The following is a 17,823-nucleotide window of genomic DNA, read 5'->3' on the forward strand; positions in this document are numbered from 1 at the left end:
GACTCGGTTTGTCGCACTTATTCTGTCACAAAAAACGCCCAAGGCTATTAACCTTGGGCGTTTGTGTATTTACTGCGAACTCTTTTTATATCGTTCAATGGCCGCGTTTAGCAATCGCGCCTTGGCGGATTGAGGCGGTAGCTCCGCCAACGCTGACTCATAAAGACCAAGATTGCCTTGATTAAGATAAGGTGAAATACCCTCAGCGATAGTTCTGGATACATAAAAACTCCCCGTCCTCAGGTTCTTTAAGAACAGGTCATCAATGGGCTCGCTAAGCTCGGGATAACGTGCCAATTCATCCAGAGCGAGCTCCATCACTTTACTGTCGTAACTGTCATCCAGTTTGCGAATCAAGGTTTGCGCATTTTGTCTGTTAGGCGCCTGCTGCTGCATCATCTCAACAGCCTGATGTTGCACCCGTCCCAATGGGCTGGTTAAGTATTCTCCTGTAATCGCGGCAAGCTCATCATCCTCAAATTGCTCAGAGGTATATAAGTCTTGTAGTGACTGCAGCGCCTCAACTAAACGCTTCTCCTGCTCAAACATACCGGCTCTAGGATCGTCCTCGGGAGACACACAATCACCGCTGGTCTGACAATGCTTTGCCGCATCAAGATGAGTCAAGAGTTGCTCACGCTTGGCGTAAAATTCGCTATCCGGTTTGGCAGAAGCGTTAGGCTTCTCGACCTGCTTTTCTGCCTGAACGCCAGGGTTCTCCCCCCTTGGCACTGACTCAGTGCTATGAGAGTCCTGACTTACCTCAACATCAGGCGATGCCGGTTCTGTTGAAGACCATGGCTTCCAGAGCAACAGTCCCGCAATACCAATAAGCGCTCCTGCTTGTATAAAACCTTTCATAAGCGCCTCTTTCTAATAACATATAACAACAGCAGCAATGCATAGCTCAATGAACCACCACCAGAGTCTTGCTGTGCAGGAGGCTCAGTAACAGGTGGCTCGGGTGTTGGAGGTGTTTCAGGCTCTGGCGCTTCAAATGATGTCCAGCTAGCCAAGTCTGAACTGGGCAGCAAACTTCCGCTGTAAATAAAGCCTCTTAGCGCATTGGTACTGACTTCATAATAAATTTCATTATGCTCCCCCATACTTTGGGTGCTGTGTACCTCAAGGGCATCGCCTTTTTCGAACTTGCCTATCTCGGTTCCCGGCTCTCCCGGCGCATCCTTGACCGGAATGCCTTGTGCATTAACCACATAAAGGGTATCGCCAGTCATGGCTATCAACTTGTCGCTATCCGGCAAACTTTCATGGGTTGCGGCTGATGCCCAACTACTAAAGTCTCGTACCCCACCTGCATAGATATAGCCTTCACTGTCGGCATTATAGCGAATGCGATAGTACCGTGATTGATCTGCCGGGGTGCCGGCCACCACATCCAGTATTTGATAAACCTTACCCTTGACCGCATCATGCTGCGTGTCTGTCCCCGCCGCAGTATGACGGATATTGGTTGCCTTCTCGGCAATCACGCTTTGCCCAACAGCAAAACTGTTTTCCAGATTCGCAAGGCATTGGTGTTTTTCATACAGGGTTTTGGGGTAGGCATCAGTTTCTGCCTGATCCAGTTTAATGGCTTTGGCAATGGATACCCGGTCGAACATAGCGTTCAGGCAAGGGGCGTCTTGTTGCTGCAGCACACAATGAAAGCCGCCATTTTCAAGCAAGCAAATCTCACCGCTGGTTAGCTCCAGATAATTGTATTGCCAGGGCGTTTCGGGGTTCTCAATAGAATGGGCTGGCGGCACATATTCAGGGACACAAAATTCAACGCCCTCCAACATACAAGCGACATCCACTGGCGCAATAGCATCAGGGGCGGCTATGTAGTTTAACCAGCTTTTAGCCTCAAATTTGCCCAGAAAGCCTTCATCTTGCCACACTGGATTGTCATGCCAACGACAAATTCGGCTGGGACCACCATTATAGGCGGCATAGGCAGCCCGCGTGCGCTCAAACCAGTTATCTGGCGCTGATAAACAGCTAGCTTGCTCCGCGTTTTGCCATTCGCTATAGAAAATCTCCATGGCGTACAGCATGTTTTCAAAGATCTGCCAGCCCTTACCTTCATTGATACTTGCGAAGTGCCAGCGATCGTCCACTTGCATCATGCCATGCCCATGTCCCGAGTCGCCCCGCATCATTTTCATTCTGCCATCGACAACGGCGTCACGGTAATGACTCCAAAAAGTTTCCTGGTTAGCGACTGCTTTGATGGCTTCTACCCAGGCTTCTTGTTCGGCAGTTGAGGCATCCGGTTTTCTCACCGACAAATAATAGGCCGCCCCATCGCGGATGGTGGCATTAAGCGCATTCATGTATCGCGCCCGTTCATCGGCGGTTGGCTCAGCGGTATTAAAGGCAATTTCGGATAAATAAGTGCGCACAAACTCGGGATCGCCAAAGGGTTCAATATCACAGTAGGCAGGCGCGGTACCAAAGGTCCAACTGGTGTTGTCTGTTATTTTGTTAGCACACAAATAATAGGCTTCGGTATCATTTGGCGCTGCAATGGCTTCGTTGCCCGCCACAGCGAGGGAAACTAATATTAGCGATTGAGCAATCCTTGACATTTTTATTCCTTTTTACATTCACGAGAAGGAATAACCTATTCCACGAAAAACACAAAGTCAACCATGTGATTTAACAATGTGGTTACATTTTAGTGGCGCTACAAAATGTTCTTTCTGGACAAAACGTTGCTATTTTCCCCTGCCATCCTTCTTACCCATACAAAAAATTAGGTTGCCGTTTCCAATTTTTTTGCATTTGATCAGAGTATAAATGTTGATGTTGGTCGGGGTGGTATATGACAAACAAAACAGCGCTGAACAAAGTACAACTGGCTATCGACAATGCGGCCAGTTATAACGAGTTCCTGCAAGCCAGCCTGGAGCACGACCAGCTATCCGGTGCCGATGACTGGAAGCAACAGGATAAATCCAACGATTATGACTTTCGCCTGATTCGTAAGCGAGTGGAACGCATGCAGGCGGCCAAAGCCAACAATGACGCCGCCGGTTTAATGTTTATCCTGCACGAAGGGATCCACGGCAATCTGGCCAATATTGCCAACCCGGAACTGGGTAACTATGCCAAGGTAGGCACAAAAGTACTTATCCAAACCTTTCTGGATGAAGTGTGCTCGGCACTGGAATTTATCTTTAATGCCGATGAACGCGATATCGACTTTCATGAAAAGCTGTCATTTTTTGAAGAAACCACCCATGCCTACGGGCAAAGCTGCCTGATGCTAAGTGGCGGTGCGGGCCTGGGCTTTTTCCACTGTGGTGTGGTGCGATCCTTATTGGAACATGATCTCTTGCCGCCGGTGATTTCCGGTGCCAGCGCAGGCTCTATTGTAGCGGCGCTGCTGGCTACCCGGCGCGATGCCCAGTTGATGGACCTACTCAGCCCAGAGGCTATCTATGCCCGTTTTCACAAATGGAGTATCTGGCAAGGGCCAGGAAAAGGCAGTTGGCTGGACAGCACCAATCTGGAAAATGCCCTTATTGAGTTGTTTGATTTACTGACCTTCGAAGATGCCTACCAGCTCACCGGCAGACAGGTGACTATTACGGTGTCCCCATCCGATCTGCACCAGTACTCACGTTTACTTAATGCCAAGACCAGCCCTAATGCCATTATTACCCAGGCGGTACGGGCCTCCTGCGCCATTCCCCTGGTGTTTGACCCCGTGCAACTTAAAGCGCGTAATCAAGCCGGTGACATTGTGCCTTATATTCCCAGCCGCCGCTTTGCCGACGGCTCGCTGATGGCTGATCTGCCTTTTAACCGGCTAGCACGTTTGTATGGGGTTAACCACAGTATTGTCAGCCAGACCAACCCTTTGGCCGTGCCGTTTTTATCCAGGCGTAAACAGCATAGCCGCGGTGTACTGGCCCTGACCAAACGCCATTTGGTCGGCCTTGCCAAAAGCAACAGCATCTATGCCTTTGATATTATGGAAAACTTGGTGCCAGGTAAGGCCGCTAAGCTTGGCATTCATAAACTACGTTCCATCATTGATCAGCAGTATGTGGGGGATATCAACATATTGCCGCAACAGGGGCTTGGCAGCTTAAAGTACCTGTTGGCCAATCCCACAGAGCAGAGCATCAGCGAGCTGATAAAAAGTGGCGAGCGGGCCACCTGGCCGCAACTGGATTTGATCCGCCGCAGCACCCAGATCAGCAAGCAGTTCCGCTACTATCTGCAACAACTTAAACAGCGTGAAGCGCAGATCCTAACCAATCTGCCAGGCCCTACCAGCAAGCCCAAGCAAGCCTTGGGCTAATGTGGCATTAAGGTATGGGGATCATTCTAAAATGCTTTTAGAAGGCCGTTTTATCGAAAACGTCGTTTACCCACTTTTTTGCAGCAGATGGATTATCCAAAGAAATAAACTCAGCAGCATCGCCTAGCTTCTGAAGCGCTAATGGAGACCAAACTACTTTCACTTGCTAATGCGCCCCAAAACTTGGGCACGTGCATCTTCATTAGAAACACCAAGTCCTGAAGCCAGCTGAGCTTCCGCTGTGCGCATTTCTTCCAGTAATTCGATTTTCTCTTGCATTGCTTCGTACTCTGCAACATCAAGAACAACGGCAACCCCCTTACCACGTTGCGTAACAACCAATGGGCGACGAGTCTCATTGATTTGTTTGATGTAAGAAGCGACACCTGCGCGAAACTCAGACAATGGCTGAATATCTTGATCAAGACGAATGCGACTCATAAGGAACCTTTAAAGTACAAGATAACGTACAAATAGTAGGGCAACTAATTATTATGAGCAAGAAGTTGATGTTGCAATGCTTTACTAGTGGGCTGGCGTAGCGCAAGCAGTAACGCGGAGACCACGTTGTTTGTTTGCCGGAACTAAATCAAGTACTTTGTTAACTGCCGATAGCACGGGCTTTAATTGCTTGTATCACCTCAGCTCCATATTTTTTGATCATTCTATCCATAAATTCAGGCTCAATATGTGTTGCATAGGATATCAACCCCAACAAATTAGCTGCAGCTTCACTGCTTAACTTACTATATTTTGACTTATGGATCATTGAAGAGATTAACCTTTTCTTCTCTCGCCCAACCGAGATCTCTCCATCATTAGTCAGAGTAACTCCTGTAACGTGTCTATTATGAGCTCGAGACGTAAATATAGTTTTCTCTGGGTTGAGCTCTATACCTTTTACTGTTTCATTTAGAACAGAAGATATAAAAGGAGGTATTTCGAATAAAGCATCTTTAACACGAGTAGAAAAAGTTATATCATCAGCATACCTTGTATAAGTAATTTTCTTATTTAAGCAATCCGAGCTTACTTTTTTATCAAATTCAAACATTACGAAATTAGAAATCAATGGTGATGTAGGAGCTCCAATACTTAAGACTAAACCATCACTTCTTTTAGGCTTCCAAAACAATAAACCTGTAAGTACTATTCGGTCATTTTCATTAAATTCAATTCCATAATCTTCAGCCACCCTAAAAAACAAATCAGGGGTTATACTAGGAAAAAAATCTTTAAAATCCATTTTTAACAGATATTTAGATTTAGAGTGTTGCTTCGCATTATCTTTAATTCCCATCCCTTTTTTATATGCAAAAGCAGCTTCATGAATTGGAAGTATTTTGGAAAGAAACTCTACTAATGCTCTTTGAATAAATTTGAGTTCTTTTGATGGATGTGCAATTGTCCGAGTTTTACTAGAGTTTCGTTTTGGGATTTCATAAACTTTATAACGATGAGGTGAGGATAGAGAGAACCTAACAATATCGTGTTCAGCTAAAAATAAAGTCTCAGACAAGTGTTCGATAATCATTTTACACCCTCTTTTGCTTTAGCTAATATTTGCTTCATCGCATTTTTTCTCTTTCGAGATAGATCATCACCACTAATTAAAAATGATTGCTGGATCTTCATTCTCACACTTTGTTCGTCGAAACCTTTCCCTGTAGAAAGCTTCCCAAAGTTTAGAATACGGGTTTGAGGCTGTTTCGAGTAATAATATCTGTAGCGACTATAAAAGATCGAGTCGATTATTTTCAGCTTATTTAAAAGGTATATATGACGAGTAATTTCAGATTGCTTTATGTCAAGTTCTAACGCCATCAAAACAAACTCAATCTCACTCAAAATCATAGGGTAGCCAATTCTAATTATCTCTGCGATTAATAAAGCTACATGACCTGAATTTGATTTTCTAAATTCGACATTTTTAGGTAAAGATGAAAGCTTTTCTTCAATACTTTTACATAAATCTTCAAGGTGAGAATTTTCGTATTTTTCTCCCTTAACTGGCCAAGGATAAACAGCTACCGCTGTAGGTTCCTTTTTCTTAATATTTTCAAGAGGCCCTAGATATATAAATGAATCTTCACCCTCAACCTCTTCTTGAGGAGCTATTATGATTAATTTATTAAAAAAGTCAGGCTTCGTGCAAAACATACCAAGTTCAACTAAAGAGCCAGGACTTTCTAAAAATATAATAACCAGAGATGCTAAATTTGCTATTTCTTCTTCAAAGACAAGAAGGTCAGGGTAAGCATTTTCTTTAAAATAATCTTTGAAGGTTTCAGCTTGAACTATAGAATCATGTATGTCAGAAAATTTTGAAGCAGAATAACTAATTAAATGGTCGCGAAAACTCAGTGGATAGTCTGCTTTAGCATCTACTTCGCCACCACAGACAAATAAGTGGTGAGTCTCCAAATTCACTTTAAACTTTTGAGTACTTAGATCCTCAAAAGCTTCTATTAAAGTATCTTCAAACTTAGAGCTCAATTTACTTCCTTATATGAATAATGGGGCTTAAAAGCCCCATTATTTAACTCTTTACTCAGAGGAAGCGTTAGATATTTATCTACCGCTCCTGAGGCACGAAGGATCGGTAGATAAATATCTAACGCAGCCCAGATGTGCTCAATAAGTTTGTGTCTGGCGAATCGCCGGACAAGGCTTAAAATTTCAACAGCCTAAACGCTAAAGAGTATTACAATGTTAATTTGTCAAACAGTTAGAAGCAACACCTAAACTTCTTTAGGCAGTTAAGGCTGATAGGTAGCTAGTGTCTAAAGCCGATAACCCGGTCCAATTTATTGATTTATAGACTTTATTTCAGTATCCAATGGTTTGCCAGAAAAATCAGAGGCAGGTCTTAGTGATGACAAAGTCACTATCCGTCTATGCATACGCGGTATGTAATGCACTTATATATTCTGCAGGGAGAAGCGGTTATATGGAAAGACCCTAAGGCGTGGTTTTTCAGGCATTTCCAGCGCGGCGAAGTGCTGCTACCCTGCTTTACTCTATATCAGGCAGGGAATGATAAATGTGGAAGGCAGAATCTGATTCAGGAGCGCTTATCGCTGCGCAGATCCAGCGGATTTATCAGCATGAATCACGCCGGGTGCTGGCCACGCTGATCCGCTTGCTGGGTGATTTTGAGCTGGCAGAAGAAGCCTTGCAGGAAGCCTTCAGCGCCGCCTTAAAGCAGTGGCCAAATGACGGTATTCCCGATAACCCCCGGGCCTGGCTGGTGTCTGCCGGTCGCTTTAAAGCCATAGATCAAATTCGCCGTAATCAGCGTTTTGCTCATCTGATGCAGGAGTTTGCTCCTAGCAGCGAACCTGACTATGAAGAAGACTATACCGAGCAGCCAGATATTGAAGATGATCGCTTACGCCTGATTTTTACCTGTTGCCATCCAGCCCTGTCCATTGAAGCGCAGCTGGCCCTGACCTTAAGGGAAATCTGCGATCTAAGCACAGATGAAATTGCCCGTGCGTTTCTAACCTCATCGGTTACCCTGGCGCAGCGTATTGTGCGGGCCAAAAACAAGATTCGCGATGCCAAGATTCCCTATGTGGTGCCTGGCGAGCAGGATCTTCCCGAACGACTGGAGTCCGTGCTGCATGTGATTTATCTGGTGTTCAATGAGGGATATTCAGCCACCACAGGCGACGATCTGATTCGTCAGGATCTTTGCAGTGAGGCCATACGTCTCGGCCATCTGCTCAGGCAGCTGTTGCCGGATGGCGAAGTCAGCGGCTTGCTGGCACTGATGCTGTTGCAAGATGCCAGACGCATGACCCGGCACAACGCTGAGGGCGATCTGATCCAACTGGAATTTCAAGACAGGCGCCAGTGGGATCACGCACAAATCCGCCAGGGCTTAATGCTGGTTCAGGAAGCCATGCTGGCGGGAGAAATCGGCAGTTTTGCCCTGCAGGCGGCCATAGCCGCTCAACATGCCCTGGCCATTCGCTTTGCCGATACGGACTGGCAGCGCATTGTGCAGTTGTATGATTTGCTTAGACAGGCTTCCCCAACGCCCGTAGTAGAGCTTAACCGGGCCGCGGCCATTGCCATGCGGGATGGACCACAAGCAGGTATACAGGAAATGCAGGGGCTGGAAAACAAGCTTGCCCAGTATCATCTGTTTCATGCCGCACGGGCTGATATGTACCGACGCTTAGGGCAACTGAGCGAAGCACGACAAGCATATGCGCAGGCGCTGAGCTTAACCAAACAGGGCCCGGAAATGCGTTTTTTGCAAAAATGCCTGGTTGAACTGGAAAAATAATTCGGCTTTTGTCAAAGAGGGTTAAAGACTCTCGTCAAATTTGGTTAAGGACTCTTTTCAAATTGGGTTAGGGGCGCTTGTCTAATTGGATTAAAGACTTTTGTCGAAATGGGCTAAGGCGAAACGACAAGCTGGAGAATAAACAAAAAATACAGGAGCCTTAGCCATGTCAGACAACACCAAGCGAGATACTAAAAAACCAACGCCTAAGGAAAACAACACATCGCAACCACGCCCGTTTCGGCGTTCTTTTATGCTGTAAGCATGACCAACAAGGAGCAACAGATGAAATATGTATGCCTGGTTTACTACGATGAGCAGATTATCAAAGACATGACAGAGCAGCAGTGGCTGGATCTGAATAAAGAATGTAAGAGCTTTGGTGACGGCGTGCGCGGCTCTGGGCATTGTATCGGTGGCAACGCCCTGCAAATGACGGATACCGCCAGCACGGTCAGAATTCGTGACGGCAAGCTGCAGCTAACCGACGGCCCCTTTGCCGAAACCAAAGAGCAACTGGCCGGCTTTTACCTGATGGAAGCCGCCGATCTGGACGAAGCCATTAAACTGGCCAGCGGTATTCCGCCGGCCCGTCTTGGCAGCATAGAAATTCGCCCTATCCGCGAACTGCCAGTTTAAGCTGACAGAGGCTGAAATCTCAATTCAGTAACGCTGAGGGCATGAAACTGACCCGCCCTCAGCTTTCTGTACCTTTAGCGGCCCTTGGTGCACTTTTAGTGGCGCGGCTTGGGCGCGCAGCCGCTGCAGCTTTACTTGCCGTTGGCTTGTTGGCCGCTGCTGATTTTTCCGTACTTTTTTCCGCCGTCCCTGAGTCCGCAGAGGATGTCACCACCACTTGGGTTTGTTGTGCTGCTTGACTGTTTTTACCCGCATCAGCGGATGGCTGTTTTGCCTGACTGGCATCTTGCGCAGTATTGCGAGTTTTCGCTTCTGCCACCTTTTCAGCCTGAGACTCAACTTGTGCCAACTCGCTATCCAGCACGCTCTGTAACTGAGTCATCACCTGATCCAGCCGCTCGATGCTGTCAGCCAAACGCTGCTGACCGGGGGCCAATTGCGCCTTAACCTGCTGCGCCGGTTTTCTGAACCAGCGCGCGACCAGGTTGTTTTCACCCAATTTGGCCTGCTCTGCTTCACCGCGTTCTACCAGTTGTGCAAATTGTGCTTTGCTACTGGCCTGCAATTTATCCAACTGCGCATCGGCCAACTGGCGGCCTTGCTCAAATGCACCAAGCCCGGCTAACCACAGATTACGATAGCTGTCTTTACCCTTGGTTTGCTGTTTCATTTGCCTGTCCTTTTAACGCCCAGCTCCCAAAACGGCATTCCGTCATCTAAGTTCGGAATAGCTTGGGGGCAAAACGATGTTGAACCCTGCCCACTAATCCCACATAAAAAACCGCGCTGCTGCGCGGTTTTTATAGTCAGGACTTAGCTTGCTTCTCAGCTAATTTGGCAACCGCTGCTGCCAGTGCGTCAATCTTGGCAGAAAGCTCATCCACTTTTTGCTCCATATCCGGCTTGTCCAAGCCTAACTTCTTACGCACTTCAGCCACCCTGGCTTCAACATTGGTTTTTTCTTTGAGCTTGTCTTTGGTGTCGGCTTCAATCTTGCTGCCTTTTTCCACCAGCTCGTCAAACACCTTGGCCGCATCGGCATTTAATTTCTCGTAGCGACCTTGTACTTCATCCAGGCTCTTGCCGTATGCGCCCAACCCGGCCAACCAGATCTTGCGGGCAAAATCTTCGGCGTCATTTACCTTAGTTTTCAGACTGTCTAGTTTGCTCATGATCAGACTCCTTCGCTTGTCTTCAGAATAATGGGAGTTGCCTCCTCACCTATGCTCTAGACTAGAGAAAGTTTTTAGAAACCGCATACTAATCACTCACGCCTCCCAAATTAATCGCAAAAATCCCGCTAACCATCTGAAAATAAAAAATTTATTTCGCACAACATGAGGATGATAAAACCTGCAAAATGCCTCTGCATGCCTCCATTTATGCCGCTTTAAGCGCTTTTAAACACGGCAACAAAAGGAATCTAATTCTGTAACATTGTATTTCTGGTTTGGAACCCTATATAGACTTGAGCCTCAAAGACCAGCATCCTGTTGCGTTTTCGCCTTCAGGCAACAGATGCGGCCGCAATGCGGCAGGCACAAGTGAATAGAATTAGACAATTTGAATCCGAAGCCCGACAGGGGCAGGAAAAAACTACGGAAGTACCATGGCAGCCGAACAATTCAAACAACTGCAAGCCTACCTCGACTCCCAGGTTATCGGGCAGTCCACCTTAACCCGAAATATTCTGATTGCCCTGCTGGCAGATGGTCACTTATTGGTGGAAGGCCCTCCTGGGCTTGCCAAAACCCGTGCAGTCAATGCCCTGGCTAAGGGCATTGAAGGGGATTTTCACCGTGTGCAGTTTACCCCGGACCTACTCCCCGCCGATTTAACCGGTACGGATATTTACCGTCCGGAAGACGGCAGCTTTGTCTTCCAGCGTGGTCCGCTGTTCCATAATTTGGTACTGGCCGATGAAATCAACCGGGCCCCGGCCAAAGTGCAATCGGCACTGCTGGAAGCCATGGCGGAGCGGCAGATTACCGTGGGCAATAAAACCTACCAGTTGCCCGAGTTGTTTTTGGTTATGGCCACCCAAAACCCCATTGAGCAGGAAGGTACTTATCCCCTCCCAGAAGCCCAGTTAGACCGCTTTCTGATGCATCTGGAAATCGATTATCCCGGCGCCGACACTGAGCTGGAAATTTTGCGTCTGACCCGTAATGAGGCCCTGCACCAGGCCAAGGTTAATGCGCCAAACTTAACCCAGCAGGATATCTTTGCCGCCCGTGAAGCGGTGCTGAAAATCCACCTGGCCGAGTCACTGGAAAAATACCTGGTGCAACTGATTATGGCCACCCGCACCCCAGACGCCCTGGATAGCGCCCTGGCTGGCTGGATTGAATTTGGTGCCAGCCCTCGTGCCACTATTGCCCTGGATCGCTGCGCCCGTGCCCACGCCTGGTTGCAAGGCCGGGACTTTGTTGGTCCGGACGATATTCAGGCGGTGTTCCACAATGTATTACGTCACCGTTTATTGCTGTCCTATGATGCCGAAGCCGAGGGCATCACCACCAATCAGGTGCTGGACAGAATTCTGGAACTGGTTCCGGTACCCTGATGGTGATGAGGGAGCAGCACGTGGTCGACACCTCGTCCCCGCAAGACGCACTGCATTGGTTACAGCAACATCACAGCGACGGCATTAATTTGTCGATTCGTGAGTTGCTGTATTACCAAAGTAAAACCAGCTTGCTGGACTTAACCCCCAGAAAGACCATTCAGGCCAAGCTGGCCGGGACTTACCTGGCCAAAACCAAAGGCCGGGGGATGGAATTTGATGAAGCCAGGCATTATCAGCCCGGTGATGATATTCGTGCCATTGACTGGCGCGTTACGGCCCGCACGGGGAAAACCCATACTAAGCTGTATCGGGAAGAAAAAGAGCGGCCGATTTTTATCCTCACCGATCTGTCTGCCAGCATGCATTTTGGTACCCGCTTTTTGTTTAAGTCGGTGCAGGCCGCTCACCTGACGGCGCTCATCGCCTGGTCGGCGCGCAAGCGTGGCGACCGTATCGGTGGCTTGCTGTACAACCAGGACCAGCATCTGGAATACAAACCGCTAACCCGGCAAAAAGCCGTAATGTCGCTAATGAGTGGCTTAATGCAGTTGCATCAGCCACATCAGAACAAACCGCAGCAACTAAGCTTCAGTGACGCCTGTGCGAGACTACGCCGCCTGGCCCGCCCCGGCAGTTTGATCTTTCTGATCAGTGATTTTAGCCAGTTAAACGATACGGCCAAGCAACATTTGCATCGTTTGGGCCGTCACTGCGAACTGGTGGCCTACCCCATCAGCGATCCATTTGAACATGCCTTGCCGTCGGTCAAAGTGCCACAGCTGGTCAGTGTCACAGACGGTAGCGAGCAGCGTACTTTGCTGCTTGGGGAAAAACAGGCTGCCGAGCAGTATTTTCAAACTCATCAGCAACAAACCGATGCCATGATTCGTTTGCTTAAACAATGCCGTTGTCAGGTACTGCCGGTATCCTGCGCATTGCCGCTGGAGCTGCAATTGGGGACCAAAGCATGAACGCCAATCCCCTCGCAGCGCTCAAAGACATTCATCTACCCGACCCGGTCAGTGCCTGGCCACCTGCTTATGGGTGGTGGCTGCTGGCAGCCGTGATTTTAGCGCTGTTGATCTTCACAGTCAGAACCCTTGTGGCTGCCCGGCGCAAAAAGCTGGCAATTAGACAGGCGCAGGCCGAACTGGCCAGCCTGGATCTGACTCAACCCCACTGGCCGGATAGCCTTAACAGTCTGCTTAAACGTTTAACCTTGACCTATTTACCCCGTGAAGCCAGTGCCAGCTTGCACCAGCAAGCCTGGTTAGACCTACTGGCCAGTTTGCTTCCGCAAAAACGCCGGGAGGCATTTATCCGCGACTATCAGCCGCTGTTGGATAATCTCTATCGGGCCGATGCCAAACTGGACAATGCCGAGCACTACCGGGACCTGGCCAAGCAGTGGATAAACCAGGCATTGCCACCGTCGAAAAAACGCTTACGGGAGGCAGGCCATGTTTGAGTTTGCCTGGCTTTGGGCGCTGTTGGCGCTGCCACTGCCGTTTTTATTTCGTTTATTACCAGAGCGGCACAAGGGCCAAAGCGCCGCCCTACGGGTACCGCATCTGGACGCCAGCTTTGTCGGCTCCACGCGCAAAACCGGCAGTAGCCGCGGTCGTTTGGTGATGGCTACGCTTGCCTGGTTATGTCTGGTGCTGGCGGCCGCCCGTCCGCAGTGGCTGGGTGAGCCGGTCAATGTACCTGCCGAGGGGCGCGATCTGATGATTGCGGTGGACTTGTCCGGCTCCATGAAAGTGGAAGATATGCAGGTCAATGGCCGCACCGTTGACCGTTTGGTGATGATTAAACATGTATTGGGTGAATTTATTCAGCGCCGGGTGGGTGACCGTTTGGGGCTGATTCTGTTTGCCGATACCGCCTATTTGCAAGCGCCTTTGACCTATGACCGGGAAACCGTGCATCAACTGCTGGATGAAGCCGTCATCGGCCTGGTGGGTGAACAAACCGCCATTGGCGATGCGGTAGGCCTGGCGGTGAAACGTTTTGAGGCGCGCAAAGAGTCCAACCGGGTGCTGATACTGTTAACCGACGGCCAGAATACCGCCGGTAACATTACCCCCAGGCAGGCAAATGACCTGGCCATTCAGCACAATATCACTGTGTATACCATTGGCGTGGGTGCTGACAGCATGCTGGTACAAAGCTTCTTTGGCACCCGCCAGGTTAATCCCTCGCAGGAATTGGACGAGAACATGCTGACCGAACTGGCGCAAAGTACCGGCGGGCAGTATTTCCGCGCCCGCGATACCCAGGGGTTGGAAGCCATTTATGCCAGATTGGATGAGCTGGAACCCGTGGCCCGGGAAAGCCGTCAAATGCGACCGCAAACCGCCCTGTTCTATTACCCTCTGGCATTGGCACTGGCGTTGACCGTCTTGTTGAGCCTGAGTCCAATAGGACGCTGGTTGATGAATTTATCCAGGAGGAGCGCATAATGGACTTCAGTCAGTTTCATTTTCTGCGCCCAGGCTGGTTACTGGCGCTACTGCCGCTGCTGGCACTATTGTTGTCGCTGCGCTATCTGGGTCGTCACCAATCCGGTTGGCAAGGGGTGCTCGCCGGGCATTTATACCGGCATCTGGTCACCGATGCGGCTACCAGCAAGCAACGACCACCGCTCAGTTTATTAGCATTGGGCTGGTTATTGGCAGTAGTGGCTCTGGCGGGCCCTACCTGGGAAAAGCTGCCTCAGCCGGTTTTTCAGTTGCACACAGGTAAAGTGGTAGTGATGGATATGTCGTTGTCTATGCGCGCCACCGACGTCAGCCCAGACCGATTGACCCGCGCCCGCTACAAGGCCATGGATTTAGTCAATGCCATTGGCGAGGGCGAAACCGGTTTGGTTGCCTATGCCGGAGAGGCCTTTACCATCAGCCCGTTAAGCTCCGATGCGCAAACCCTGAATACCCTAATTCCGAGCCTGGCCCCGGAGATTATGCCGGTGCCAGGTAGTGAGCCCACCGAAGGGCTGCGTCAGGCCATTGAGCTATTGAGTAATGCTGGTTACCAGCAAGGCGAAATATTTTGGATCACAGATGGTGTTGAGCCCAGCCAGGTAGCGCCCATAACCCATTTGATTGGTGAGACCCCATTTCGCTTATCCATTCTGGCGGTAGGTAGCGACGAAGGCGCACCGATTAAACTCACCAACGGTGAACTGCTTAAACAAAGCGATGGCAGTATAGTGATCCCGCGTTTGGACGAAAGCAATTTACAGCTTCTGGCCGACAAAGGTCACGGACGATACGTGCGACTGCAGTCCAATGACAGAGATATCGAATACCTCACCAGTCAGGAGCTACTCTCAAGAGACACCGATGAGGAACAACAGCAGCAAGCCGGCGACCAATGGCAAGAAGCCGGTCCCTATCTTGCGTTGCTATTATTACCACTGGCCGCTTACGGCTTCAGACGGGGTATTTTGAGCCTGGCAACAGTGATGTTACTGGTCAGCCCAATGATAAGTAAGCCTGCTTATGCCGGTGTATGGGACGATTTATGGCAACGCGGCGACCAGCAAGGCGCCAGGTCTTTTGCTAATAAAGACTACGAACAGGCCGCCAAGCAATTCAGTGACCCTATGTGGAAAGGCAGCAGCTTATATAAAAACGGCGACTTCCAGGGCGCCCTTGATGCCTTTTCCAAAATGGACACGCCTCAAGCTCTGTATAACCAAGGCAATGCTTTGGCTCACATGGGCGAGTTAGACCAAGCCATAGACGCCTATGCAAAGGCACTTAAGGTCGATCCTAACAACGAAGATGCCAAAGCCAATAAAGCCTTGCTGGAGCAGATGAAAAAGCAGCAGGAGCAGCAACAACAGCAATCATCTAACAGTCAGCCGCAGGATCAGCAAAACGAAAAGCAGGATCAACAACAGCAAGATCAGCAGCAACAAGGTGAGCAAGACGGTCAACAGCAGGAGTCTGAGCAAAATCAACAGCAGGACGACCCGCAGCAAGGCGATCAGCAACAGCAGGATCAACAAGACCAGCAAGAACAACAATCAGAGCAGCAGTCCGACGAACAGCAGGATGGCGAACAACAGCAATCACAAGCCGAGGCCCAAGACACGCCATCGACACAGGAAGAACGTGAGGAGCAGCAGCGCCTGCAAAATCTGCTGCGTAAGGTGCCGGATGATCCCGCTTACCTGTTAAAAAGAAAGATGCTGCTGGAAAATCAGCAGCGCCGTCGTCATAGCCTGCCTAACCGAGTTCAAAGGAATTGGTGATGCAATCAGTATTCGTTAAAACCACGTTTTCCGTTTTCTTAGTTGTATTGGCCAGCCTGATGCTGAGCCAAACAGCCATTGCCGATGTTACCGAAGTGCATGCCACAGTGGATAAAAACCCCGCCATGGTGGATGAAGGTATCGTCCTTGAAGTAACCGCCAACGACTCGGTGGACAACAATAAGTTTGACCCCTCGCCCTTACTTAAAGACTTTGTAGTGGGAAGAACTTCGGTCAGCACTCAAACCCAGATCGTTAACTTTGATATGACCCGCACCACTAAGTGGACCACCCATTTGATCCCCCGTGATGCGGGACGTTTCCAGATCCCAGCGTTTGAGATTGACGGTGTGCGCAGCCAGCCGATTAATCTGATGGTGCTACCGGCCAGTTCCGCAACCCGCGGGCAAGCGCGGGATATCTATATTGATACTAAAGCCGACCTCAACCAGGTGTATCTGCAACAGCAAATCCACTACACAGTTAAACTCTATCTGGCCAGGGATCTGCAACGCGGCAGTCTGTCCGCACCCAAGTTAGAAGGGGCAGATATTCGTCAGATAGGTAAAGACAAAGAATACAGCGAAATTGACAATGGCCAGCGCTACCGGGTCATCGAGCGTCGTTTTGCCATTATCCCGCAAACCAGTGGCAAGTTTACCATTGAAGGCCCATTGTTTGACGGTGAGGTGGTAGAGCGCAACAGTCAGTCTTTTGGCTTTTTCAATCAGACTAAAACCATTACCAGAGTAGGTCCGGCTATTGAGGTAGAGGTGCTGCCGATTCCTGCGGCTTATCCGCATCCCTGGCTGCCCAGTGAATACGTGGAACTGCATGAAGAATGGCAAGGCAGCGGCAAAGCGTACCGGGTGGGTGAGCCTATAACCCGCACGATCACATTGACGGCCTTGGGGGTAGTAGAAGAACAACTGCCAGCCATTAACACCCAATACCCTGATTCGGTGAAAACCTATCCGGATCAAGCCAACAACACCACGGTAGAAAAAGATGATACCTTGGTTGCTCAGCGCACTGAATCGGTGGCCATTATTCCATCCAGTGCAGGTGAATTGAGGTTACCTGAAGTGCGTATCCCCTGGTTTAATATCGTTACACGTCAAACCGAGTTCGCCACACTGCCTGCGAAAACCATTCAAATAGAACCGGCAGCAGCTGGCACCCAAACCCTGGCGCCGGCACCTATCGCCCCCAGCCAGCCAAGCCCAGGTGACGATCAAGTGATGCCTGAAGATGGCCATCCTGGAGTGGTATTGCCAAACAATAATAGTTGGTGGTCGGTCAGTAGCACGGTGCTGCTGATTTTGTGGCTGTTGACGCTGGCACTTTGGTGGTGGCAGAACCGAGCACAACCTAAGCGCGCTGTTGTGCCAACAAAAAATGATATAGAAGATCAAGCCTGGCAACGTCTGATACAGGCTCTGAAGAACAAAGACAGTCAGCAAACTGTGCAATCTCTGACACGTTGGCTTAACCTGCATCTGGGGACGCGCGGCAGCTTAGCCCAATGCCGGGAGCACATAAAAGACACCAAGCTTAATACCGCCATTGAACAATTACTCGCCAGCCGCTATGCAGAGCATGGCAGCGGCTGGGATGCCGATGGACTCAAGGCAGCATTAACCGCACTGCGCAAGGAGCATAAGCGGCGAAAACAGCGCCCGGGCGAGGGCCTGGCCACTTTGCATATCGCCTGATAACAACGATAACAACCTTAGGAGCCC

Annotated in this window: 16 protein-coding genes; 9 read left to right on the plus strand and 7 right to left on the minus strand. The window is 49.5% G+C overall.

Going from position 1 to position 17,823, the window contains the following annotated elements; translation table 11 throughout:
* Nucleotides 1-69: 69 nt before the first annotated feature.
* Nucleotides 70-861 carry a hypothetical protein gene (locus IEX02_RS17120; RefSeq protein ID WP_188698019.1) on the minus strand — a complete coding sequence of 264 codons (792 nt, stop codon included), beginning with the start codon at nt 859-861 and terminating at the stop codon, nt 70-72.
* On the minus strand, nt 858-2,591 hold the full coding sequence (locus IEX02_RS17125; RefSeq protein WP_188698022.1) for a lysozyme family protein: 1,734 nt from the start codon (nt 2,589-2,591) through the stop codon (nt 858-860). Before IEX02_RS17125 ends, IEX02_RS17120 begins: the two co-directional genes overlap by 4 nt.
* 236 nt (nt 2,592-2,827) lie before the next feature.
* Here IEX02_RS17125 and IEX02_RS17130 point away from each other — a divergent pair, with 236 nt between their 5' ends.
* Nucleotides 2,828-4,315 carry a DUF3336 domain-containing protein gene (locus IEX02_RS17130; protein WP_188698025.1) on the plus strand — a complete coding sequence of 496 codons (1,488 nt, stop codon included), beginning with the start codon at nt 2,828-2,830 and terminating at the stop codon, nt 4,313-4,315.
* A 159-nt stretch (nt 4,316-4,474) separates the two neighbouring features.
* On the opposite strand, the gene IEX02_RS17140 is transcribed toward IEX02_RS17130, so the two are convergent.
* The 3 genes from IEX02_RS17140 to IEX02_RS17150 form a co-directional block, all read right to left on the minus strand.
* The gene (locus IEX02_RS17140) at nt 4,475-4,756 is read right to left on the minus strand and encodes a type II toxin-antitoxin system Phd/YefM family antitoxin (protein ID WP_188698027.1); all 282 of its coding nucleotides are present in this window, start codon (nt 4,754-4,756) and stop codon (nt 4,475-4,477) included.
* Between the two features lie 160 nt (nt 4,757-4,916).
* Entirely contained in the window at nt 4,917-5,849 is a 933-nt protein-coding gene (locus tag IEX02_RS17145) for a retron St85 family RNA-directed DNA polymerase (protein ID WP_188698029.1), read from the minus strand.
* Complete coding sequence (locus tag IEX02_RS17150; RefSeq protein WP_188698031.1) at nt 5,846-6,811, minus strand: retron St85 family effector protein; 966 nt, start codon at nt 6,809-6,811, stop codon at nt 5,846-5,848. The genes IEX02_RS17145 and IEX02_RS17150 overlap by 4 nt, the downstream gene beginning before the upstream one ends.
* Nucleotides 6,812-7,358: 547 nt before the next feature.
* On the opposite strand from IEX02_RS17150, the gene IEX02_RS17155 reads away from it, so the two are divergent.
* On the plus strand, nt 7,359-8,612 hold the full coding sequence (locus IEX02_RS17155; protein ID WP_188698033.1) for an RNA polymerase sigma factor: 1,254 nt from the start codon (nt 7,359-7,361) through the stop codon (nt 8,610-8,612).
* 285 nt (nt 8,613-8,897) lie between these two features.
* The gene (locus IEX02_RS17160) at nt 8,898-9,251 is read left to right on the plus strand and encodes a YciI family protein (RefSeq protein WP_188698034.1); all 354 of its coding nucleotides are present in this window, start codon (nt 8,898-8,900) and stop codon (nt 9,249-9,251) included.
* A gap of 58 nt (nt 9,252-9,309) precedes the next feature.
* On the opposite strand, the gene IEX02_RS17165 is transcribed toward IEX02_RS17160, so the two are convergent.
* Entirely contained in the window at nt 9,310-9,921 is a 612-nt protein-coding gene (locus tag IEX02_RS17165) for a hypothetical protein (protein WP_188698036.1), read from the minus strand.
* Between the two features lie 136 nt (nt 9,922-10,057).
* Complete coding sequence (locus IEX02_RS17170) at nt 10,058-10,423, minus strand: phasin family protein (RefSeq protein ID WP_188698038.1); 366 nt, start codon at nt 10,421-10,423, stop codon at nt 10,058-10,060.
* Nucleotides 10,424-10,860: 437 nt separating this feature from the next.
* Between IEX02_RS17170 and IEX02_RS17175 the strand changes: the two genes are divergently transcribed.
* The 6 genes from IEX02_RS17175 to IEX02_RS17200 are packed head-to-tail and all read left to right on the plus strand — an operon-like array spanning nt 10,861 to nt 17,796.
* Entirely contained in the window at nt 10,861-11,817 is a 957-nt protein-coding gene (locus IEX02_RS17175; protein WP_188698041.1) for an AAA family ATPase, read from the plus strand.
* A 20-nt stretch (nt 11,818-11,837) separates the two neighbouring features.
* Entirely contained in the window at nt 11,838-12,791 is a 954-nt protein-coding gene (locus tag IEX02_RS17180) for a DUF58 domain-containing protein (protein ID WP_229702276.1), read from the plus strand.
* Entirely contained in the window at nt 12,788-13,288 is a 501-nt protein-coding gene (locus tag IEX02_RS17185; RefSeq protein ID WP_188698044.1) for a DUF4381 domain-containing protein, read from the plus strand. The genes IEX02_RS17180 and IEX02_RS17185 overlap by 4 nt, the downstream gene beginning before the upstream one ends.
* Nucleotides 13,281-14,282 (plus strand): vWA domain-containing protein, encoded by a 1,002-nt coding sequence (locus IEX02_RS17190; RefSeq protein WP_188698045.1) that lies wholly within the window; start codon nt 13,281-13,283, stop codon nt 14,280-14,282. The genes IEX02_RS17185 and IEX02_RS17190 overlap by 8 nt, the downstream gene beginning before the upstream one ends.
* Nucleotides 14,282-16,081, plus strand: coding sequence for a vWA domain-containing protein (locus tag IEX02_RS17195; protein ID WP_188698047.1), 1,800 nt, complete (start codon nt 14,282-14,284; stop codon nt 16,079-16,081). Before IEX02_RS17190 ends, IEX02_RS17195 begins: the two co-directional genes overlap by 1 nt.
* A complete protein-coding gene (locus IEX02_RS17200; protein ID WP_188698049.1) occupies nt 16,081-17,796 on the plus strand; it encodes a BatD family protein in 1,716 nt (571 codons plus the stop codon). The genes IEX02_RS17195 and IEX02_RS17200 overlap by 1 nt, the downstream gene beginning before the upstream one ends.
* The last annotated feature ends 27 nt before the right edge of the window (nt 17,797-17,823 follow it).

Source organism: Bowmanella pacifica (assembly GCF_014645355.1).
Taxonomy (GTDB): Bacteria; Pseudomonadota; Gammaproteobacteria; order Enterobacterales; family Alteromonadaceae; genus Bowmanella; species Bowmanella pacifica.